The sequence below is a fragment of the Umezawaea sp. genome (assembly GCF_036375055.1).
Taxonomy (GTDB): Bacteria; Actinomycetota; Actinomycetes; order Mycobacteriales; family Pseudonocardiaceae; genus Umezawaea.
Window position 1 is genome coordinate 14,075 of the sequence record NZ_DASUSQ010000172.1, and the last position, 19,712, is coordinate 33,786.

17 protein-coding genes are annotated in these 19,712 nt (G+C 72.8%); 11 read left to right on the forward strand and 6 right to left on the reverse strand.

Going from position 1 to position 19,712, the window contains the following annotated elements:
• Nucleotides 1–19: 19 nt before the first annotated feature.
• Nucleotides 20–1,354, reverse strand: a complete 1,335-nt coding sequence (locus VFZ92_RS40280; protein WP_330883063.1) for a DUF6297 family protein — start codon at nucleotides 1,352–1,354, stop codon at nucleotides 20–22.
• Nucleotides 1,351–1,956, reverse strand: coding sequence for an ABC transporter ATP-binding protein (locus tag VFZ92_RS40285; RefSeq protein WP_330883065.1), 606 nt, complete (start codon nucleotides 1,954–1,956; stop codon nucleotides 1,351–1,353). Before VFZ92_RS40285 ends, VFZ92_RS40280 begins: the two co-directional genes overlap by 4 nt.
• Before the next feature lie 1,055 nt (nucleotides 1,957–3,011).
• Between VFZ92_RS40285 and VFZ92_RS40290 the strand changes: the two genes are divergently transcribed.
• From VFZ92_RS40290 to VFZ92_RS40300, 3 genes are all read left to right on the forward strand, one after another.
• The gene (locus tag VFZ92_RS40290; protein WP_330883067.1) at nucleotides 3,012–3,956 is read left to right on the forward strand and encodes a hypothetical protein; all 945 of its coding nucleotides are present in this window, start codon (nucleotides 3,012–3,014) and stop codon (nucleotides 3,954–3,956) included.
• Nucleotides 3,957–4,043: 87 nt separating this feature from the next.
• Nucleotides 4,044–4,226, forward strand: a complete 183-nt coding sequence (locus tag VFZ92_RS40295; protein ID WP_330883070.1) for a hypothetical protein — start codon at nucleotides 4,044–4,046, stop codon at nucleotides 4,224–4,226.
• A gap of 71 nt (nucleotides 4,227–4,297) precedes the next feature.
• Nucleotides 4,298–5,026, forward strand: a complete 729-nt coding sequence (locus VFZ92_RS40300; RefSeq protein WP_330883072.1) for a Crp/Fnr family transcriptional regulator — start codon at nucleotides 4,298–4,300, stop codon at nucleotides 5,024–5,026.
• A 40-nt stretch (nucleotides 5,027–5,066) separates the two neighbouring features.
• Here VFZ92_RS40300 and htpG read toward each other — a convergent pair whose 3' ends face one another.
• The gene (gene htpG / locus VFZ92_RS40305) at nucleotides 5,067–6,959 is read right to left on the reverse strand and encodes a molecular chaperone HtpG (protein WP_330883074.1); all 1,893 of its coding nucleotides are present in this window, start codon (nucleotides 6,957–6,959) and stop codon (nucleotides 5,067–5,069) included.
• 131 nt (nucleotides 6,960–7,090) lie between these two features.
• Entirely contained in the window at nucleotides 7,091–8,686 is a 1,596-nt protein-coding gene (locus tag VFZ92_RS40310; RefSeq protein WP_330883076.1) for a glycosyltransferase family 4 protein, read from the reverse strand.
• A gap of 321 nt (nucleotides 8,687–9,007) precedes the next feature.
• On the opposite strand from VFZ92_RS40310, the gene VFZ92_RS40315 reads away from it, so the two are divergent.
• The 3 genes from VFZ92_RS40315 to VFZ92_RS40325 all read left to right on the forward strand — a co-directional run bounded on the left by VFZ92_RS40315 (nucleotide 9,008) and on the right by VFZ92_RS40325 (nucleotide 11,968).
• The gene (locus VFZ92_RS40315) at nucleotides 9,008–10,231 is read left to right on the forward strand and encodes a glycosyltransferase (RefSeq protein WP_330883078.1); all 1,224 of its coding nucleotides are present in this window, start codon (nucleotides 9,008–9,010) and stop codon (nucleotides 10,229–10,231) included.
• Between the two features lie 143 nt (nucleotides 10,232–10,374).
• Entirely contained in the window at nucleotides 10,375–10,749 is a 375-nt protein-coding gene (locus tag VFZ92_RS40320) for an STAS domain-containing protein (protein WP_330883080.1), read from the forward strand.
• A 208-nt stretch (nucleotides 10,750–10,957) separates the two neighbouring features.
• Entirely contained in the window at nucleotides 10,958–11,968 is a 1,011-nt protein-coding gene (locus VFZ92_RS40325) for a YdcF family protein (protein WP_330883082.1), read from the forward strand.
• Here the strand turns inward: VFZ92_RS40325 and VFZ92_RS40330 are convergent, their stop codons facing one another.
• Complete coding sequence (locus VFZ92_RS40330; RefSeq protein WP_330883084.1) at nucleotides 11,969–13,387, reverse strand: alpha/beta hydrolase; 1,419 nt, start codon at nucleotides 13,385–13,387, stop codon at nucleotides 11,969–11,971.
• 276 nt (nucleotides 13,388–13,663) lie between these two features.
• Here VFZ92_RS40330 and VFZ92_RS40335 point away from each other — a divergent pair, with 276 nt between their 5' ends.
• Genes VFZ92_RS40335 through VFZ92_RS40345 form a run of 3 tightly spaced genes read left to right on the forward strand, consistent with a single transcriptional unit; the run spans nucleotide 13,664 to nucleotide 16,211 of the window.
• On the forward strand, nucleotides 13,664–14,341 hold the full coding sequence (locus tag VFZ92_RS40335) for a response regulator transcription factor (RefSeq protein WP_330883086.1): 678 nt from the start codon (nucleotides 13,664–13,666) through the stop codon (nucleotides 14,339–14,341).
• Entirely contained in the window at nucleotides 14,338–15,705 is a 1,368-nt protein-coding gene (locus tag VFZ92_RS40340; protein ID WP_330883088.1) for a HAMP domain-containing sensor histidine kinase, read from the forward strand. Before VFZ92_RS40335 ends, VFZ92_RS40340 begins: the two co-directional genes overlap by 4 nt.
• Nucleotides 15,702–16,211, forward strand: a complete 510-nt coding sequence (locus VFZ92_RS40345; RefSeq protein WP_330883090.1) for a hypothetical protein — start codon at nucleotides 15,702–15,704, stop codon at nucleotides 16,209–16,211. Before VFZ92_RS40340 ends, VFZ92_RS40345 begins: the two co-directional genes overlap by 4 nt.
• On the opposite strand, the gene VFZ92_RS40350 is transcribed toward VFZ92_RS40345, so the two are convergent.
• The gene (locus tag VFZ92_RS40350; RefSeq protein WP_330883092.1) at nucleotides 16,189–16,455 is read right to left on the reverse strand and encodes a UBP-type zinc finger domain-containing protein; all 267 of its coding nucleotides are present in this window, start codon (nucleotides 16,453–16,455) and stop codon (nucleotides 16,189–16,191) included. The genes VFZ92_RS40345 and VFZ92_RS40350 overlap by 23 nt on opposite strands.
• A gap of 99 nt (nucleotides 16,456–16,554) precedes the next feature.
• Here VFZ92_RS40350 and VFZ92_RS40355 point away from each other — a divergent pair, with 99 nt between their 5' ends.
• On the forward strand, nucleotides 16,555–18,252 hold the full coding sequence (locus VFZ92_RS40355) for an FAD-dependent oxidoreductase (RefSeq protein ID WP_330883094.1): 1,698 nt from the start codon (nucleotides 16,555–16,557) through the stop codon (nucleotides 18,250–18,252).
• 5 nt (nucleotides 18,253–18,257) lie between these two features.
• The gene (locus tag VFZ92_RS40360; protein WP_330883255.1) at nucleotides 18,258–19,712 is read left to right on the forward strand and encodes an ATP-binding protein; all 1,455 of its coding nucleotides are present in this window, start codon (nucleotides 18,258–18,260) and stop codon (nucleotides 19,710–19,712) included.

Consider the following 19,712-nt stretch of genomic DNA (forward strand, 5'->3'; position numbering starts at 1 on the left):
GGACCCGGCCCGTTCGTCGTCACAGCGACAGGTGGACGGCGGCCACGAGCAGCAGCAGGCCGGGGCCGCGGAACAGCCGGGCGAGCAGCCCGATCGGCACGGTGCCCATCGGCGTGTCCAGGATCGGGGAGTCGTACCGCATCGGTGGCGCGGTGGCGGCGCGGTGGACGGCGACCACGGCCCCCGCGACGGACAGCGCCAGGTGCGGCACCGCCACGACCGGCGTGGCGAGGGTCCACAGCAGGGCCGCGGTGGCGGGCAGGACGAGGTGCGTCAGCCGCAGCTCGGCGTTCGAGCCGCCCAGCGCGCGCCGCAGCGCCGCCGATCCGCTGACCAGCCGCAGACCCCTGGCGAAGCGGTCGGCCACCAGGAACAGGCACCCGAGCTGGACCACCGCCACCCCGTCCGGGGCCGTGAGGTGCGCGGCCAGGTAGGGCACGGGCAGCAGGCCGAGGAAGACCAGCACTCCCAGGGGGTCGCGGGCGTGGCGGAGCAGGTCGGCGCGGAGCAGGGCCCGGCGACGGCCGCCCGCGAACCGGACCGACCGGACCGCGCCCCGCGCCCGCGCCCGCCGCTGGACGAGCGTGCCCGTCAGCAGACCGGGGTCGAGGAACGTGGTGGCGGTCGCCGTGACCGCGGCGATCTCGGCGCCGTCGGAGAGCGCGCTCCGCGTCATCGCGGCCAGCGCCCGGTGGGCGTGCCACGCCGCCGCCGTCGCGAGCACGAGCACCGCGCCCGCCACGGGCGCCACCGGCGCGGGCGACGGCCAGGGGAGGTCCGGCACGGCCGCCAGCACGGCGGTGAACACGGCCAGCCCCGCGACGACCGCGGCGATCCCGCGGCGCGCCCACGTGGTCTGGCGCCTGCTCGCCTGCGCCTCCACCAGCACGGCGGCCACGAACACGCCGGCAGGCGCCCCCACCGCCGCGGAGGGGAGCGAGACCGCGCCGCCCACCACCGCCCCGACGGCCGCCGCCGCGGCCAGCAGGGCGGCGAACCTGGGCACCAGGAGCTGTCGGCGGTCCACGGGTGAGCTGAACAGCCACGTCCGCGCCGCGGGCGAGACCAGCACCGGCCCCACCGCGATGGCCGCGCGGCACAGGAGCGCGACCGCCAGCAGCGCGCCGACCAGGACGGTCCACCGGACGAGCCCCGGCGCCCGCGCCGTCGAGTCCACCCCGGAGTTCGCCGCCGAGACGAGCACGCCGCCGACGATGACGACGTAGAGGGCGTGGCCGTAGAGGTCCGCGAGGCGTGCGGTCAGCGGGCGCGGGTCGGCCCGGTAGCGGCGGAGCCGCCGCCGCAGGTCGGTGGCCGGGGTCGTGCGCCGGGCCGTGGTGCTCCGGTCGGTCATGCGCCCAGGTCGACGTGCCGGTCGGCCACGGCGTGCCGCAACTCGACGTCGTGCGTGGCCAGCAGGACCGCCGTGCCGGACGCCTTCTCGGCGGTCAGCCGCTCGGCCAGCCACGCCCGCCCCGCCGCGTCCAGGCGCTGCTCCGGCTCGTCCAGCACCAGCAGCCGCCGCGGCCGGACCAGGCAGGACGCGAGGGCCAGCCGCCGCCGCTGCCCGCTGGACAGCGTCGAGGGCACCTGGTCGACGACCCCGTCCAACCCCAGTTCCACCAGCACCTCGTCCACCCCGCCACCGCCGTGCGCGTGGGCGAGCAGGTCGAGGTGCTCCACGACCGACAGGTCGGGGAAGAAGTCGACGTCGTCCAACACCGCCGCCACGGCCGCCCGCACGGCCGGATCGGACTCCCGCACCTCCACGCCGTCGAGCCTGACGCTGCCCGAGTCGGCCTCGGCCGACCCCACGACGCAGTGCAGCAACGTCGACTTCCCCGCACCGTTCGGCCCCACCACCGCCGCGGCCTCACCGGGCCGCACCGCGAACGAGACGTCGCGCAGGACGGTCAGGTCTCCGTAGGCCTTGGTCAGGCCGCGCACGTCGAGCACGGGGCCACGGTAGAGGACGGGACGCACGGATCCGGCGTCGGCCCGCGGATCCATTTCCGCGAAAGTGCGGCGTGTTCGGGTGGACATTCGCGGAACCGCACGGGACGGGTGCCGCTCGATTACCGACTCGCCGCCGCGCGGGGGAGCGATCGCGCGAATTCCGAGACCTTCGAGTTTTTGGGACAATTGGTTAACCGACGCGGTCCGGAAAGCGGGGTCGGAACAGCGGTACGGGTGTGCCAAAGGGGCAGCCGCACCGCTGGGGGAGCGCTCCCATTGTCGGGTGCGGGTATTGGCCACAGGTCCGATCGTGGTCAAAATCTGAATAGTGACACAGATCACCGTGACGAACTGGGCGCACTGGCGATCGGGCCTTCGGAAGTGCTCGAACCCGGAAACCGGGTGGTGGAGCGGCCGCAGCGGGTCGCTGTTGGCGCAGTGACCCGCTACGGCACCCGAGCTGCCCACGTCACCGGACGAAGCCACGGGATGTGCCCCCGCCCTTCGTCTCGACGAAGAGGGGAACCGGTGGTCACGGTAGACCAGAGCTCCGGCGACTACCACCCCTGCCCAGCCCCGTCCAGCCCTGTCCGATCAGGCAAAACACCGACCTCTTTGGACGGATCGTCCATCGCGTGCCACGTGGCGGAGGTGAGTCCGGAATTCGTCCAGTCTGCTGGAACGGTGCAGATCCCCCACTCTGCGTATAACCGATCGAGTGAATGCGCCGGGCGGTCTCAAGTTCGGCCCGCCCGGTTTGCGCAACGCTGTTGCTTTTAGTGGTGCGGCGTCGCGACCGTCGATGCGGAGGGAGGTTCAGGCTAGTATTCGGCGGCGAGGTCGAGTTCGACGAACAGCCGTGGGTTGGCGCCCGTGGTAACGGATGTTCGCCCGGACCGGCCCTTCGCCGAAGAAATACCCACGTCACCGAAGAACGGCCGAGAAAGAAGCGAGATGAACGCCCCCGCCCGTCGGGTGTGTTCGCGGTACCCCCGCGACGCCCGACCTCTCCTCCGCGCGACCGACGGTCGCTCCACACCCCTCACCGCCTAGCGATGCCCGGACCGACCCCGCGGAGCCGCGGTGAGGTGTTCTACCGGCTGCACGAGCGCGTGCTCGCCGCGTGGCGGTCGTGCGGCCACCCGTCCATCAAGTGGATGGCGTCGCGAACGGGGCTCCCCGTCAGCGCGTTCCCGGACCTGACCCTCGGCCACCGCCTCACCTGGCGCGGTGCCGAGGCGGTGCTCCGGGCCTGCATGGTCGACGGTCGGGAGATCGAGGAGTGGCGCCGGGTGGTCATCGCGGCCAACTCGACGTCACCCACGGGTCACCGGCAGGTCGACCCACCCCGCGCGACCGCCCAGCGGACGCGCGGCCGCCACCGCGCCTCGACCGTCGACGGTCGAGGCGCGCCTCGACGAGAAGGACCCATCACGATGTCGCAGCTGAGCGGCACTGACGACGAGCGGGCACCGCTCGGCAGGGCGCGTGCGGCCACGACGGAGCTGGAGTACGTCGTGGCGCTGGACGAGCTCCGGCTCGCCGTCGGCCGGTCGTTCAAGCAGATCTCCGAGACGGCGGGCGCGGACCGCCTGCCGAGGTCGACCGCCCACTACATGTGCCGCAAGAAGACCCTGCCCGTCCGCAAGGAGCAGGTGGTCCTGTTCGTCACGGGCTGCGGTGAACCCGCGGACCAGGCCGAGCTGTGGGCCGCGGAGTGGGAACGGCTGGTCGTCGCGACGAAGGCGGCGAGGACCGATCCCGGCGAGACCACCGTGGTGGTCGAGCCGGTCGTCGTACCCGAAGCGCCCTCGGCGGACGAGCCGGACGCCGACGCCGCGCCGCCGGTCCGGAGAGGACCGCGGCACCGGACGGTGGGGCTCGGGCTCGTCCTCGCGGGGCAGTGGAAGGACCTCGCCCGCGTGGGAAGGCCACTGCTCGTCCTCCTGCTGCTGACGCAGCTGCTCTTCACGGTCGCGGCGGTCCACGTCCTGGGCTAGCCGCCCCACCGATCCCCCTCCTCCCAGCGTCGTGACCGCCGAGCGGGCACGCGGCGCTGCACGACACCCGATTCCGGAGAGAACAGCATGACGAACTCCACGCCGCCCTTCACCCAGCGCCTCGCCCTGCTGCTGGTCGCGGCGGTCCTGTGCGCCCTGGTCACGGGCTCGGTCGCCTTCCTCGCGTTCGGCAACCCCTGGGTCGCCGTCCTGGCCGGGCTCACCGCGCTGGGCGGCTCGTTCGCCTTCCTGCACGCCCACGTCCGCTAGGACGACGACGCCGTTCACCACCCCCGTTCGCGGTCGCGGACGGGTTCCACGAGAGCAGGAACGAAAGAGCCATGGGCACGAGCGGTATCCACGCGCACACCGGTGCGCCGTGGCCGAGTGACGTCTTCCTGTCACTGCTCGACAGGCCGCTGCACGACGAGCTGTGGAAGATCGGCCGACGCCGCGCGCACCGGGCGGGTGACCGGATCGCGGCGCAGTGGGCACAGCCCGACTCGGTCACCGTCGTGCTGTCCGGGTACGTGAAGACCGTGCGCGAGGCACGAGCGGGCAGCAGGCCGATGATGGTCGCCTTCGCCGGGCCGGGCGAACTGCTGGGCGCGGAAGCCCACTGGGCCAGCACGCCGAGGCACGCGAGCCACGTCTCCTCGAAGGACGGTGACGCGCTGGTCGTCGGGAGGGACGAGTTCAGGGCGTTCCTGGAGAGCACCGCGGCCCTCAGGGCCCTGACGGGCACGTTCGCGCGGCGGACGATCCTGCGGGACGCGACGTTGGCCTTCGCCAACCACAAGGTGTCCATCCGGCTCCTCGCCTTCCTGGCGAGGATGGAAGCCCTGTACGGCGAGCGGACCGACAGGGGTGTCCTGCTGGACCTCGGGTTGAGCTGCGACGACGTCAGCTCCGCCATCGGGGCGTCCGCGCCGGCGGTCACGAAGGCGTTGAAGGAGCTGAAGGACGACGGCGTGCTGGTCATCCACCGCAAGAAGGTGGTGATCAGCAAGAACCTCAGGGGTGTCCTCGACCAGGCCTGTGCGGCGGAGGCCGAGGCGGACGAGGACTGACCGTGGTGGGGTGCCGGGGAGCCTGCACCCCACCACGCGGTCAGAGCGAGTGCTGGAGGCGCTGCGCCATCAGCTTGATGAAGCGCGACGGGTCCGCCAGTTCGCCGCCCTCGGCCAGCAGGGCCATGCCGTACAGGAGTTCCGCGGTCTCCGCGACGGCCTCGTCCTCCGGACGGGCCTCGTGCGCCGTGCGCAGGCCCGTGACGAGCGGGTGGGTCGGGTTCAGCTCCAGGATGCGCTTCTGCTTCGGCACCTCCTGGCCCATGGCGCGGTACATCTTCTCCAGCGTCGGCGTGATGTCGTAGGAGTCGCCGACGATGCAGGCGGGGGACGTGGTCAGGCGCGACGACAGCCGCACCTCCTTCACGTTCTCCGACAGCGTGGTCGTCATCCACGTCATCAGGTCGGCGAAGTCCTTCTTCGCCTCGGCGTTCCTGTCCTCGTCCTCGGAGTCCAGGTCGACCTCGCCCTTGGCGATGGACTGGAACTGCTTGCCGTCGAAGCCGGAGACCGCGTCGACCCACATCTCGTCGATCGGGTCGGTGAGCACGAGGACCTCGAAGCCCTTGGCCTGGAAGGCCTCCATGTGCGGCGAGTTCTCGATGAGGGAACGCGACTCGCCGGTCAGGTAGTAGACGACCTCCTGACCCTCCTTCATCCGCGCCACGTAGTCCTTCAGCGTGGTGGGCGCGTCGGCGTCGTGGGTCGACGCGAAGGACGCGATCTCCAGGATCGAGTCGCGGTTGTCGACGTCGTCCAGGAGCCCCTCCTTGACGGCCGCGCCGAACTCGCCCCAGAACTTCGCGTAGTTCTCGGGGTTCTCCACCATCATCGTCTTGACCGTCTGGAGGACCTTCTTCACCAGGCGGCGGCGGATCATCCGGATCTGCCGGTCCTGCTGGAGGATCTCGCGCGAGACGTTGAGCGACAGGTCCTGCGCGTCGACGACACCCTTGACGAAGCGCAGGTACTCCGGCATCAGCGCTTCGCAGTCGTCCATGATGAACACGCGCTTGACGTAGAGCTGCACGCCGCGCTTGCGCTCGCGCATGAACAGGTCGAGCGGCGCCTGCGCGGGGATGAACAGCAGCGCCTGGTACTCGAACGTGCCCTCCGCCTGGATGCGGAAGGTCTCCAGCGGGTCGTTCCAGTCGTGGCTGATGTGCTTGTAGAACTCGTTGTACTCGGACTGCTCGACCTCGCTGCTGGAGCGGGCCCACAGCGCCTTCATCGAGTTCACGGTCTCCAGGGCGGGTTCGGCGCCCTCCTCCGCCTTCTCGGCGGCCATCTTGACCGGCCACGTGATGAAGTCGGAGTACCGCTTGACGATCTCGCGGACCTTGCGCGTCGACGTGTAGTCGAACAGGTGGTCCTCGGTGTCCTCGGGCTTCAGGTGCAGCGTCACGGTCGTGCCCTGCGGCGCGTCCTCGACGGGCTCGATCGTGTACGTGCCCTCGCCCTCGGACTCCCACCGGACGCCCTCGGACGTGCCCGCGCGGCGCGTCACCAGGGTGACCTTGTCCGCGACCATGAAGCTCGCGTAGAAGCCGACGCCGAACTGGCCGATCAGGTCCTGCGACCCCGCGGCGTCCTTGGACTCCTTGACCTTCTTCAGGAACTCCGCGGTGCCGGACTTCGCGATGGTGCCGATCAGGCCGATGACCTCGTCGCGGGTCATTCCGATGCCGTTGTCGCGCACGGAGAGCGTGCGCTGCTCGGCGTCGACCGCGATCTCCACGTGCAGGTCGTCGGTGTCGGCGTCCAGGTCCTTGTCGCGGAACGACTCCAGGCGCAACTTGTCCAGCGCGTCGGACGCGTTGGACACCAGTTCCCGCAGGAAGACGTCCTTGTTCGAGTAGATCGAGTGGATCATCAGTTGGAGGAGCTGGCGCGCCTCGGACTGGAACTCGAATGTCTGGGTCGGCGTGGTCACGTTCGGCGATGTTACCGAAACACCCCCGGCGTTCGTGCGCACCTCGGCACTTCGGTGTCGAACGCGACCCCCCGTCCGCAAAAGTGGTGCCACCCCGCGGTCCGCGGGGTGTTCGGGACCGCCGGGCTCGGTCAGGCGAGGTCGAGGTAGACGCGGGCGAAGGCCCCCGCGACGCGGGCGATCGGGAAGCGCTCGCGCACCGTCTCCCGGCCCGCGTCGGCGACCGCGCGGGTCGCGTCGCCCAGCGCCACGACCTCCCGCAGCGCGTCGCCCAGCCCCTCGGCGGTGGACGTGTCGGCGAGGAACCCGTTGCGCCCGTGGTCCACGTAGTGGGGGAGGCCGCCGGTGCGCGGGCCGACCACCAGCATCCCGGCCTCCATGGCCTCCAGGACGGCGATCCCGAACTCCTCCTTCGCGCTCGCGCACGCGTAGACGTGCGGCGACGGGGCCAGTACGGCCTGGACCAGCGTGTGCTCCAGCTCCCGCACCTTCGTGTTGGGCCACGCGGGCAGCACGGCCAACCGCCCCCGCGACCCCGGCACCGACGCGGCGAGCGCCAGCACCTCGTCCAGCACGGCCTGCTCGTCCGGCGTGCGGTCGGTGACCGAGCCGCCGATCAGCACCAGCGCCGTCGACCGGTGCAGGCCCGCCTCCAGCCACGCCCGCACCAGGACCGCCTGCTGCTTGACCGGGTGCAGGCGGCCGACGTTGAGCAGCACCGGCAGGCCCCGCGCCGAGTCGTCCAGCCGGGGGAACACCCTGGACGGCTCGAACAGCTCGCGCACCAGCGCGGGCCGGGCCGTCCCGGCCAGCGGGGCGATGCCCTCCTCGATGGCGACCGCGTGGCGGTGCTCCAGCTGGGGGAAGTGCTCCAGCAGCTCGTCGCCCCGACCGCCGATGGCGACCAGGGTGTCGGCGCGCCCGACCAGCCGGTCCGCGACGCGCACGCGGTGCAGGTCGAACCGCAGCGCGTCGACGTCCGACCCCTCCTCCGGGTACCGCGCGGCCAGGTGGCGGTGCGGGTCCGGGGTGAGCGTGAACACCACGCGCGCGCCCAGCAGGCGGGCCGCGTCGGCCACCGCGAGCGAGCCGTCGTCGGAGTAGCGGACGTGCACGACGTCCGGCACGAGCCCGTGGCGGGACAGCAGCTCGCGGAGCCACCAGGTGATGGCCGCCCGGTGCCCGCCCATCTCCCGCTGGTCGAGCGCGACGGGGGAGTCGACCGGGACGTGCACGGTCCAGTGCTCCCGGTCGGCCGCCCGCTCCACGACGAGCGCCGTGGGGTTCGCCGCGAGCACGACGGTCACGACCCGGCCGACGTCGGCGCGGTCGGCCAGCGCGTCGCCCAGCGACCGCAGGAACACCCCGAGCCCGCCGCTGGCGCCCTCGCCGGGCCGTCCGGTGCCGCCGATCAGCATCGACTGCACCACCGCCGGCCCGTCCACCGGCTCGGCGCGCGGCGCGGACCCGCCGCCGCCGAGCAGGTCCAGGAGCAGCTTCTCGTACGGCGACCTCGGCTCGCCGCGCGGGGGCAGCCCGATCCCGTGCAGGTAGCGCCACAGCGGAGCGCCGTCGCCCACCGCCCGCACCTCGTCCGCGCGCAGGGGGGCCAGGCCGTGCAGGGCGGCGAGGTCGAGCAGCCACCCGGTGACCGGCTCGCCCGGCCGGTCGAGCAGAGTCCTCCGCAGCAGTGCGGACAGCCGCTCCGCGCCGCCGTCGGCTAGCACGTCCGGGAACAGATCGCACAACAGCGAGAACGCCGCAGGTGAGGGCGCTCGAACGAGGGCCTCGACGGCCTCTTCCACCGCCGGTGGGGAGGGCGGGAGGCCCAGGCGGTGCCGACGGTTTTCCAGTGCTCGCAAGAGATCCGGGTGTGGTCGCACGCACTACGTTCGAACCGGGCGGCCTTCCGGATCGAACAGAACCCGGTGTTCCCAACGAGAGTGAGGCGAGCAGTGTCCCGTGTCGTCGTGATCAGCCCCCCGTTCCGCTCGCACGCGCAACCGCTGTCGGTTCTCGCCCGTTCGTTGTGCGGGTCCGGTGTGGACGTGGTATTCGCGTCCACACCGGAGTTCGTGGACCTGGCCGGGGGACTGGACTTCACGCCGCTGCGCACGACCCGCAACGCCAACACGGGAGTGGCGCAGAACACCGTGCAGGACGCCGAGTCCGCCCGCAGGCTCGCCGAGTTCCTCGACGCGACCAGGCGCGGCGCGGTGCCCGCGCTGCTGGCGCAGACGACCCACCGCCGTGCGGACGTGCTGGCCGCGCCGGAGGAGGTGCTGGCCGACCTCGCCGCGCTGCACGAGCGCCTGCGCCCCGACTGGTACCTGGTCGACCAGCTCAACTACGCGGTGACCCTCGCGCTGCACACCCTGGGGCTGCCGTTCGCGTCCTTCTGCCCCGGCCACCCCACCTACCTGGTGACCCGCGACGACCAGTTCTTCGGCCTGCCCCAGCTCTGGCCGTCGGCCGTCGCGCCGGGCGACCTCGCCGAGCTGCGCGAGGCGACCAGGCTCACCGACCTCCGGTTCACCGAGCTGTTCGCGGACTTCGTCGCGCGGCACGCCCCGGACCGGCCCGCGCCGCGCCGGGCGTTCGCGCTGACGTCCCCGCACGCGGCCGTCCTCAACTACCCGAGGTTCCCGTGGCTGCCGCCGCTGCCGCGGGAGCCCGAGCTGGTGTTCCTCGGCCACTGCACCGAACCCGACCGGCTGGACGACGACCGGCTCGCCCGCGTCCGCGACCGCCGCGTCGTGCTGGTCGCGCTGGGCACGTTCCTGTCCGCCCGCGACGACGTCCTGCGGACCGCCGTCACGGGCGCGCTGGCCGTCCCGGACGTGCTGGTGGTGGTCGCCGCGGGCGCGCGCGTCGAGGCGCTGGCCGACCTCGCGGCCCACCCCCGCGTGCTGCTGGAGGCCGAGGTGCCGCAGCGGGCACTGCTGCCGCACGTGGCCGCGATCGTGCACCACGGCGGCAACAACACCTTCACGGAGGCCCTGGAGGCGGGTGTGCCCGCGCTGGTGCTCCCGTTCTCCAGCGACCAGTTCTGCGTGGCCCACGACGCCGAGCGCTCGGGCGCGGGAGTGGTCCTCGACCCGAACACCCTCACCGCGCCCCTGGTGGAGACCGCGCTGCGCGGCCTGCTGGCCGTGGGCGCCACGCCCCGGCTGCGGACGCTGCGCGACGAGGTGCGGGCGGCCGGGCCGGACCGGGGCGCCGCGGTGCTGGCGGGGACCATGGACCGCGCACTGGCGCCCCGCGGGACCTGATACGTCCACTTCGGACGGTGCGGGACCGCGCTCGCGCTAACGGGCTAAGCGAGCCGGGTGAACGTGGCGGCGCGGCGTTGTGGGGCCACCGGGTGCCCGATAGGGTCCTCTCCCGCTCAAACGGGGATTGCTTGGGGTGCACAGTGTCCGAACCACACCCACCCGGCGTGCTGGTCACCCACGGGCAGGCGCTGACCATCCGCGTGTGCCGGGGCAGCCGCAGCGCGATCGTCGCGGTGGAGGGCGAGTCCGACTCGGCCAGCGCCCACCGGCTCGGCCGCGAGCTCAGGGCGCTCTGCTCCCGGTACACCCTGGTGGTGGTGGACTGCCTCGGCCTGCGCTTCCTGGGCTCCACCGGCCTCACCGTCGTGCTGGACGCCCACCTGCACGCCAAGGCGCGGGGCAACGTCCTGCGCCTGGTGGTCAACACCCCGGCGGTGCTGGCGGTGCTCCACGTCTCGCGGATCGACCGGGAGCTGGCGGTGTTCGGCACCATGAACGACGCTCTCACGACCTGACGGCGAAGCCCGCCCGCCGCCCGGTGCCTCAGCCTCCTCAATGACTTCAGTGTAGACCGAAACAAGATCGTTCGGGACGACGCACGGTCACGGCGGCACCGGCGGAAGGGCCCGATCACGCCCCGGACCGCCGCGGACGGACGTTCCGCCGGGTACGCCGTCCCCCGTCTGGTCTAATGATCACCTCGACTCGGAGGTGGCCCGGCCCATGACCACGGTCAGCGTCTACAGCTACGGGATCGCGCTGCTGTGGTTCCTGTTCTTCCTGGTCAGCTTCGTCCGGGACCGGAGGAGGCTGCGCAACGGCGTGTACCTCTTCCTCACGCTCGCGTTCCTGGGCCTGGGCCTGCTGCTGACGCTCGCGTCGGTCTCCGAGACGGCCGCCACCGTGGTGGTCGTCGGTGTCGTCGTGCTGGTCCCGCTGCTCATCGTCGGGCTCGCGGTGTTCCTCGTCGCGAACGGCGTCACGATGGTCCGCCGCGAAGGCCTGCGGCCGGTGAACCTGCTGTCGCTCGCGGCGGGCCTGGGGATCATCGCGTTCGTGCTCTTCCAGGCCGTGCGGCAGCACGTGGACTGGCCGCCGCTGGGCGTCGCGGGTGACGTGATGACGGGTCTGCTGGCCTACGTGGGCTTCCTGTTCGCGTGCTTCCTGCTGTACTCGTTCGTCTACGGCCGGATCCGCCCGAAGCGGGGTGTCGACTTCATCGTGGTGCTGGGCGCCGGGCTGATCGGCGAGAAGGTCCCGCCGCTGCTCGCGAGCAGGCTGGAGCGCGGGCGCACGGCGTTCGACGCGGCGGTCGCGAAGGGCGTGGAGCCCGCGATGATCACCTCGGGTGGCCAGGGGCCGGGCGAGGACGTGCCGGAGGCGGTCGCGATGGCCGACTACCTCGTGTCCAGGGGCGTGTCGCGGGACCGGGTGCTGCTGGAGGACCGGTCGACCACGACGTGGGAGAACCTGGTGTTCAGCAAGGCGATCATGACCGAGCAGCGGCCGGACTACCGCTGCCTGGTCGTCACCAACAACTTCCACGTGCTGCGGGCCGCGCTGCTGGCGCGCAAGGCGAAGCTGAACGGCCAGGTCATCGGCGCTCCGACGGCCTGGTACTTCTGGCCGACCGCGACGCTGCGCGAGTTCGTCGCGATCCTCGTGGAGCACTGGGTGGTCAACGGCGTGATCGCGGTGCTGATCGTCCTGTCCGCCGTGCTGCCCTCGCTCTGATCACGGGGCCGGCTCGACCGCGGGGCACGAGGCCCCCTCGGCGGGGGTGCGCAGGGCGAGCAGGTAGGCGTCGACGGTGGAGCGGGTGCACTCGCCGCGGTCGTAGGCGACGTGGCCCCAGCCGTCGTAGGTCAGCAGCGCGGTGTGCGCGCGGGCCTGCCGGTGGACGCTGAGCGCCCAGGCGTACGGCGTGGCCGGGTCGTGGCGGGAGTTCACCACGAGGATCTCGGGTCCGGTGTGGATGGTGAGCCGGTGCGGCGGGTTGGCCGCGGGGCCGGTGATCCCCGCGCACGACGTGGTCTCGTCGTGGCCGAGGTCGCTGCCGCGCAGGGTCGGGCCGCGGCGCAGCTCCTCGGCGCGCAGCCGGGCGTAGTCGGCGTGGTCGCGGACGCGCAGGGAGAAGTCCTGGCACACGGTCGCGAGCCGGACGGCGGGGTAGTTGTACTCGAACCGCGCGGACAGGGGTGGTTCCTCCTCCGCGAGGTCCGACACGTACCGGGCGATCTCGGCCCAGGCGGGGTCGTAGAGCATGGTGTGGATGGTGCTGATGAACCCGGCCCTGCCCCAGCCGATGGCGTCGGCGCCGTCCAGCGCGTCCTCCCACACCGCGCGGACGTCGCGGCCGTGCAGCGCGCAGGTGGGCGTGCGGTCGCACCACGCCGCGAACTCGCCGAACGCGGCCTCCACCGAGGCCGCCCGGTCGATGACGAACCGGCGGGTGTCGGCGCTGTGGTCGACCACGCTGTCGAGCACCATCGACCGGAGGTGGCCGCCGAACCGCTCCGCGTAGGCCTGGCCGAGCACGGTGCCGTAGGAGATGCCGAAGTAGTTGATCCTCCGTTCGCCCAGCGCGCGGCGGAGGGCGTCGAGGTCGCGGGCGGACTGGCCCGCGTCGGCGTGGTCGAACACCGGGCCGCTGCGCGCGCGGCAGTCGGCGATCAGCGTCCGGTTGTGGGCGACCAGCGCGTCGAAGGCGGCCTGGTCGACGGGGTCGGTGGACGGGCCGCGGCCGAGCAGGTCCTCGGAGCAGCGGACGAACGCGCTGCCGCCGGTCCCGCGCTGGTCGAACCCGACGACGTCGAACCGCGCCCGCACCTCGGGGCTGAAGAGCGAGCCGGACTGGGCGAACGCGGCGCCGGAGCCGCCGGGTCCTCCGGGGTCGGCGACCAGCACGCCGAGGCGGCGGGCCGGGTCGGTCGCCGCGCGGCGGGAGACGGCGAGGTCGAAGGACTCGCCGCGCGGGGCGTTCCAGTCGACGGGGACGCGGAGCGTGCCGCACTCGGCGGCCGGGACCTCGGGGCAGGGGTGCCAGGTGATGGTGGTGGGGGTCCACCCGGTGTCCGCGTGCGCGGTGGTGGCCCCGGCCACCAGTGCGACGCAGGAGAGGGCGGTTCCGAGCACGCGCAGGGTCGTCCGCACTGGTCCTCCAGCGTCGTCGGTCCGGTGGGTCCGAGGCGGGATTGTCGCGAGTGGATCACGGAACGCGCAAGGGCCGGGGGCGCGACGTGGGACGGGGCGCGGCGGCCCGCCTGGATCACGGGCAGCTCCCCCCACCGGTGCGGCGGCCACCCGGAGGTCACGACGGGTAGCGGTCGGTGGTGCGCTTCCCGATCTCGTCGGGGTCGTGTCAGGGTTTCGCCACAGAGCGCGGGGAGACGGGGGGTCCGGCGCTCCGCGCGCCCCATACTCGCTGCCGTGGCTCGTGTGCTGTTGATCGAAGACGACCAGGCCGTCCGGAACGCCCTGGGGTTCGCGCTGCGCCGCCAGGGGCACCAGGTGTCGGCGGCGGCGACCGGTGAGGAGGGCTTGGTGCTCGTGCGGGAGGCGGTGCCGGACATCGTCGTGCTGGACCTGATGCTGCCGGGGGTGGACGGGTTCGAGGTGTGCCGGAGGGTGCGGGCGATGGGGGACGTGCCCGTGGTCATGCTCACCGCGCGGGGTGACGACTTCGACGTCGTCGGCGGGTTGGAGGCGGGGGCGGACGACTACGTCGTCAAACCCGTGGAGCCGAGGGTGCTCGACGCGCGGCTGCGGGCGGTGCTGCGGCGCAGCGAGCGCGAGGGCACCCGCAGCACGAGCGTGTTCGGCGACCTGGTGATCGACCGGGCGGCGTTGACCGTGCACAAGGCGGGCGTGCCGGTGGGGCTCACGCCGACCGAGCTGCGGCTGCTGCTGGAGCTGTCGCGGTCGCCGGGGCAGGTCCTGACGCGGGAGCAGCTGCTGAAGTCGGTGTGGGAGCACGACTACCTCGGTGACTCGCGGCTGGTCGACGCGTGCGTGCAGCGGTTGCGGCTGAAGGTGGAGGACGTGCCGTCCACGCCGGTGTTCGTGCGGACCGTCCGCGGTTTCGGCTACCGGTTCGGGCCGCTGTGAGGCTCGGTCTGCGGGCGCGGCTGCTGGTCGCGTTCACGCTGGTGTCGGTGTCCACCGGGGCGGCGGTCGGTGCGGCGTCGTACCTGAGGGAGCGGGACATGGTGCTGTCGGCGGCGCAGGACACGATGGTGGAGCGGTTCCGCGCGGACCTGGAGCGGGAGGTGCCGCTCGACCACTCGCCGACGCACGCCGAACTCGTCGAGCTGGCCTGGCGGTACAGGGCCGTCGCGGTCTTCGCGAACGACCACGCGAGCGGCAACGGGATCAGCTTCGCGGACGTGCCGAAGGAGCTGCGGGACCAGGTGCGGGAGCGGCGCAGGACGCTGGTGCAGCGGGTGGAGGTCAACGGTCAGCCGTACGCGCTGGTCGGGGCGCCGCTGGACGGTGACGTGCGGGGTTCGACGGGTGTGGAGCTGTACCGGCGGCAGCACCTCGGGGCGCAGCAGGACGCCATCGCGGCCCTCCCGAGGTCCGCGGCGCTGCTGGTGCTGCTCTCGCTGCTGCCCGCGGCCGTGCTGGCGCTGCTGGCGGCACGGGGTGTGCTGCGGCCGGTGCGGGCGCTGCGGTCGGGGGCGCGGCGGGTCGCGGACGGGCACCTGGACACCAGGCTGCCCGCGGGTGGTTCGGACGAGCTGGCGGACCTGGTCCGCACGTTCAACGCGATGACGGCGGAGCTGGAGGGGACGGTGGCCGAGCTGCGGCGGGTGGACGAGCGGTCGCGGCGGTTCGTGGCGGACGTGTCGCACGAACTCCGCACGCCGTTGACGGCGATGACCGCCGTGACCGAGGCGCTGGACGACGAGGCGTTGACCGGTGACGCCGCGACGGCGGCCGGGATGGTGAGCACCGAGACGCGGAAGCTGGGGGCGCTGGTGGAGGACCTGATCGAGATCTCCCGGTTCGACGCGGGGGTGGCCGGGCTGCGGCCGGAGCCGGTCGAGCTGGGGGCGCTGGTGGTGGCGACGCTGGCCGCGCGCGGCTGGACGGACGTGGTGCGGGTGGACCTGCCGTCGGTGGGGCCGTCCGAACTGGACCGCCGCCGGGTCGACGTGGTGCTGGCGAACCTGGTCGGCAACGCGCTGCGGCACGGCGCGGAACCGGTGACCGTCGTGCTGCGCTCCTCGCCCGACGAGGTCGTGGTGGAGGTCACCGATTCCGGGCCCGGTCTCGCCGACGAGGTGTCGCCGCACGTGTTCGAGCGGTTCTACAAGGCCGACGCGGCCCGCCTGCGGTCGGAGGGCAGCGGGTTGGGGCTGGCCATAGCGTGGGAGAACGTCAGGCTGCACGGCGGTTCGCTGGAGGCCGGGAACGCCCCTGGCGGCGGGGCCCGGTTCACCGTGCGGTTGCCAAGGAGGCGGTCGTGAGGCGTCGTCTGGCCGCGGTGCTGCTGGTCGTGTCGGCGGTCGCCGGGTGCGGCATCACGCCGACGGAGCCGTTCCTGTACGGCCTGCCGCCCAGGAGCCCCGTGACCGGTGTGCAGCTGCACCTGCTCTTCGGCGGCGACGCGTTCGAGGTGCTGCGCCCCGGTCCGGACTCCCTCGGCGCCGCCGAGCGCCTCGACCTGCTGTTCGCCGGGCCGACGGAGGCCGAGTTCCTCGCGGGTGTGGGGACGGCGGTGCCCGCGGGCTACCGGCGGGCGGGTCCGGTCGTGGAGCGGGAGGCGGGCCGGTTCGCCGTCGTGGTGGACCGGGAGGACGACCGCGTCCCCGACCTCGACGCGCGGGCGGGCGGGCAGATCGCCTGCACGGTGCTGCCCGGCGTCCAGAGGGCGGGCAGCACGTTCGACGGGGTGGTGGTCGTGCTCGGCGCCTCCGGTCGGGAACTGGGGCCCTACCGGTGCGAGCCGGTCATACCGCCGTCTCGTCGATGAAGCACCAGCGCCACGACTCGCCGGGTTCGAACGACCTGATGACCGGGTGGCCCTCCTCGGCCGCGTGCCTGCTGGCGTGCTTGGCCGGGGAGGAGTCGCAGCAGCCGACCTTGCCGCACGACAGGCACAGTCGCAGGTGGACCCAGCGGCCACCCGAGGCGAGGCAGTCCTCGCACCCGTCGGGCGTGCTCGGCTCCGGCGCCTCGCCGAGTTCGGCGACGTGCTGGCAGGTGACGGCGGTCATGGGTGCTCCTCGCCTCGGTGGTCTTCAGGGGTGAACCTACGCCCAGGGCGGAGGGGTGCGCAGGTGACGGCGGCCGTTCGCGCTGCTTGACTGGTCGCCATGACGACACCCCCGCCCGCCGAGACCGCCAGGGTCTCGCGACCCTCGATCCTCACGGTGGACGACGACCCCAGCGTGTCCAGGGCCGTCGCTCGGGACCTGCGCAGGCACTACGGCGAGAGCTACCGGATCGTGCGCGCGGAGTCCGGCGCCCAGGCGTTGGAAGCGCTGCGGGAGATCAAGCTGCGCGGCGAGGAGGTGGCCGCGCTGCTCGCGGACCACCGGATGCCGCAGATGAGCGGCATCGAGTTCCTCGAAGAGGCCATGGACCTGTTCCCGCAGGCCCGCCGCGTGCTGCTGACCGCGTACGCCGACACCGAGGCCGCGATCCAGGCCATCAACGTGGTCGACCTCGACCACTACCTGCTCAAGCCGTGGGACCCGCCGGAGGAGAAGCTCTACCCGGTGCTGGACGAGCTGCTGCACGCCTGGTCGGTGACCGACCGGCAGCCCGCGCGGCAGGTCAGGGTGGTCGGGCACCGCTGGTCGCCGCGCTCCTACGAGGTGCGCGACTTCCTGGCGCGCAACTCCGTGCCGTTCCGCTGGCACTCGCTGGACGACGGTGACTGCGAGGCGGCTCGGCTGCTCGCCGCGGCGGGCCTGGACGGCACGGACCTGCCGGTGGTCGTGACACCGGAGGGGGAGCCGATGGTGCGGCCGAGCGACGGTGAGCTGGCGGCGCGCGTCGGGTTGAGCACGCGGCCGTCGTCGGACTTCTACGACCTGATCGTGGTCGGCGGTGGGCCGGCGGGGCTGGGCGCGGCGGTGTACGGCGGCTCGGAGGGCCTGCGGACCGTGCTGGTCGAGCGGGTGGCGACCGGTGGGCAGGCGGGCACGAGCAGCCGGATCGAGAACTACCTCGGCTTCCCCGACGGCGTGTCCGGCGAGCAGCTCACCGAGCGGGCGCGCAGGCAGGCGTTGAAGTTCGACGTGGAGATGCTGACCACCCGCGACGTCGTGGCGCTGGAGCAGCGCGGAGCGGCACGGGTGGTGAAGTTCGACGACGGCACCGAACTCGCCGCGCACACGGTGATCCTGGCGACCGGTGTGTCCTACCGGATGCTCGGCGCTCCCGGCCTGGAGAACCTGGCGGGGCGGGGCGTGTTCTACGGCGCGGCCACCACGGAGGGGCCGAGCTGCGCGGGCCAGGACGTCTACCTGGTCGGCGGCGCGAACTCCGCGGGCCAGGCGGCCATGTACTTCTCCCGCCACGCGCGCCGCGTCGTGCTCGTGGTGCGCGGCGACTCGCTGGACCGGTCGATGTCGCGCTACCTGATCGACCAGCTCGCGGGCGTGCCGAACATCGAGGTCCGCACCTGCACGGAGGTCGTCGGCGGCACCGGCGACGACCACCTGGAGTCGTTGACGCTGCTGCACACCGCGACCGGTGAGAAGTCCACGGTGGAGGCGTCGTGGCTGTTCGCCTTCATCGGCGCCGCGCCGCGCACGGACTGGCTGGAGGGCACGGTGTCGCGCGACGAGCGCGGCTTCCTGCTCGCCGGACCGGACCTGACCGCCGACGGCCGCGCGCCGGACGGGTGGGAGCTGGACCGGCCGCCGTACCACCTGGAGACCAGCGTGCCCGGCGTGTTCGTCGCGGGTGACGTGCGGGCCGACTCGGTGAAGCGGGTGGCGTCGGCCGTGGGGGAGGGCGCGATGGCCGTGACCCTGGTGCACCGGTACCTGGAGAGGTCGTGACGGTCGTGGCGAAGCTGACCCCGGAGGACCTGCGGGAGCTGTTCCTGTTCGAGCACCTCTCCGACGAGCAGCTCGGGTGGCTCGCGGAGCACGGCCACGTGGAGACCCGCACCGCCGGTACCCCGGTGCACAGCGAGGGTGAGCCCGCGACGTGCTTCTTCGTGCTGCTCGAGGGCACGATCGCGCTGTGCCGCACCGTCGGCGGTCAGCGCGTGGAGACGAACCGCACGGACCACCGCGGCGCGTACTTCGGTGCCACGCAGGCGTACCTGCGGGGTGAGGTGCAGTCGTCGCCGACCTACCGGACGACCGCGGAGTCGATCACCGACACCCGGATGTTCCAGTTGGACGCCGACGAGTTCGGGCCCGTGATCCGCGACTGGTTCCCGATGGCCATGCACCTGCTGGAGGGCCTGTTCCTCGGGATGCAGAACACCCAGCGCCTGGTGAACGACCGCGAGCGGCTGCTCGCGCTCGGCTCGCTGTCCGCGGGGCTCACGCACGAGCTGAACAACCCGGCCGCGGCGGCGGTCAGGGCCACGGCCGCGCTGCGCGAGCGGGTCGCCGGGATGCGGCACAAGCTGGCGATGCTCGCCAGCGGCAAGATCGACCCGGAGACGCTGCCCGCGCTGGTGAAGCTCCAGGAGAACGCCGTCGAACGCGTCGCCAAGGCCCCCAAGCTGGGGCCGCTGGAGACCAACGACCGCGAGGACGAGGTCGGCGACTGGCTGGACGAGCACGGCATCACCGGCGGCTGGGACCTCGCGCCGACGCTGGTGGCGGGCGGCCTGGACGTGGAGTGGCTGGACGAGGCCGCGGAGCTGTGCCCGAGGTCGGCGACCGAGGCGGCCGTGCGCTGGCTCGCCTACACCGTCGAGACCGAGACCCTGATGAACGAGATCGAGGACGCGACCACCAGGGTGTCCACGCTCGTCGGCGCGGCCAAGCAGTACTCCCAGCTCGACCGCGCCCCGTTCCAGGTCGTCGACGTGCACGAGCTGCTGGACTCGACGCTCGTCATGCTCGGCAGCAAGATCCCCGGGGGTGTCCGCGTGGTGAAGGACTACGACCGCTCGCTCCCGCCGCTGCCCGCGTTCGCCGGGGAGCTGAACCAGGTGTGGACGAACCTCGTCGACAACGCGCTGGGCGCCATGAACGGCACCGGCACCCTCACCGTCCGCACCCACCGGGTCGACGACCGGGTGGCCGTGGAGGTCGGCGACACCGGCACCGGCATCCCGCCGGAGGTCAAGGGCCGGATCTTCGAGCCGTTCTTCACCACCAAGGCCGTCGGCGAGGGCACCGGGCTCGGGCTGGAGATCTCGTGGCGGATCGTGGTGAAGAAGCACCACGGCGACATCCGCGTCGAGTCCGAGCCGGGTGACACGCGGTTCACGGTGCTGCTGCCGCTGGAGGTGCCCGCACGGCCAGAGCCGGCGGCGATCGACCTGGACGAGTAG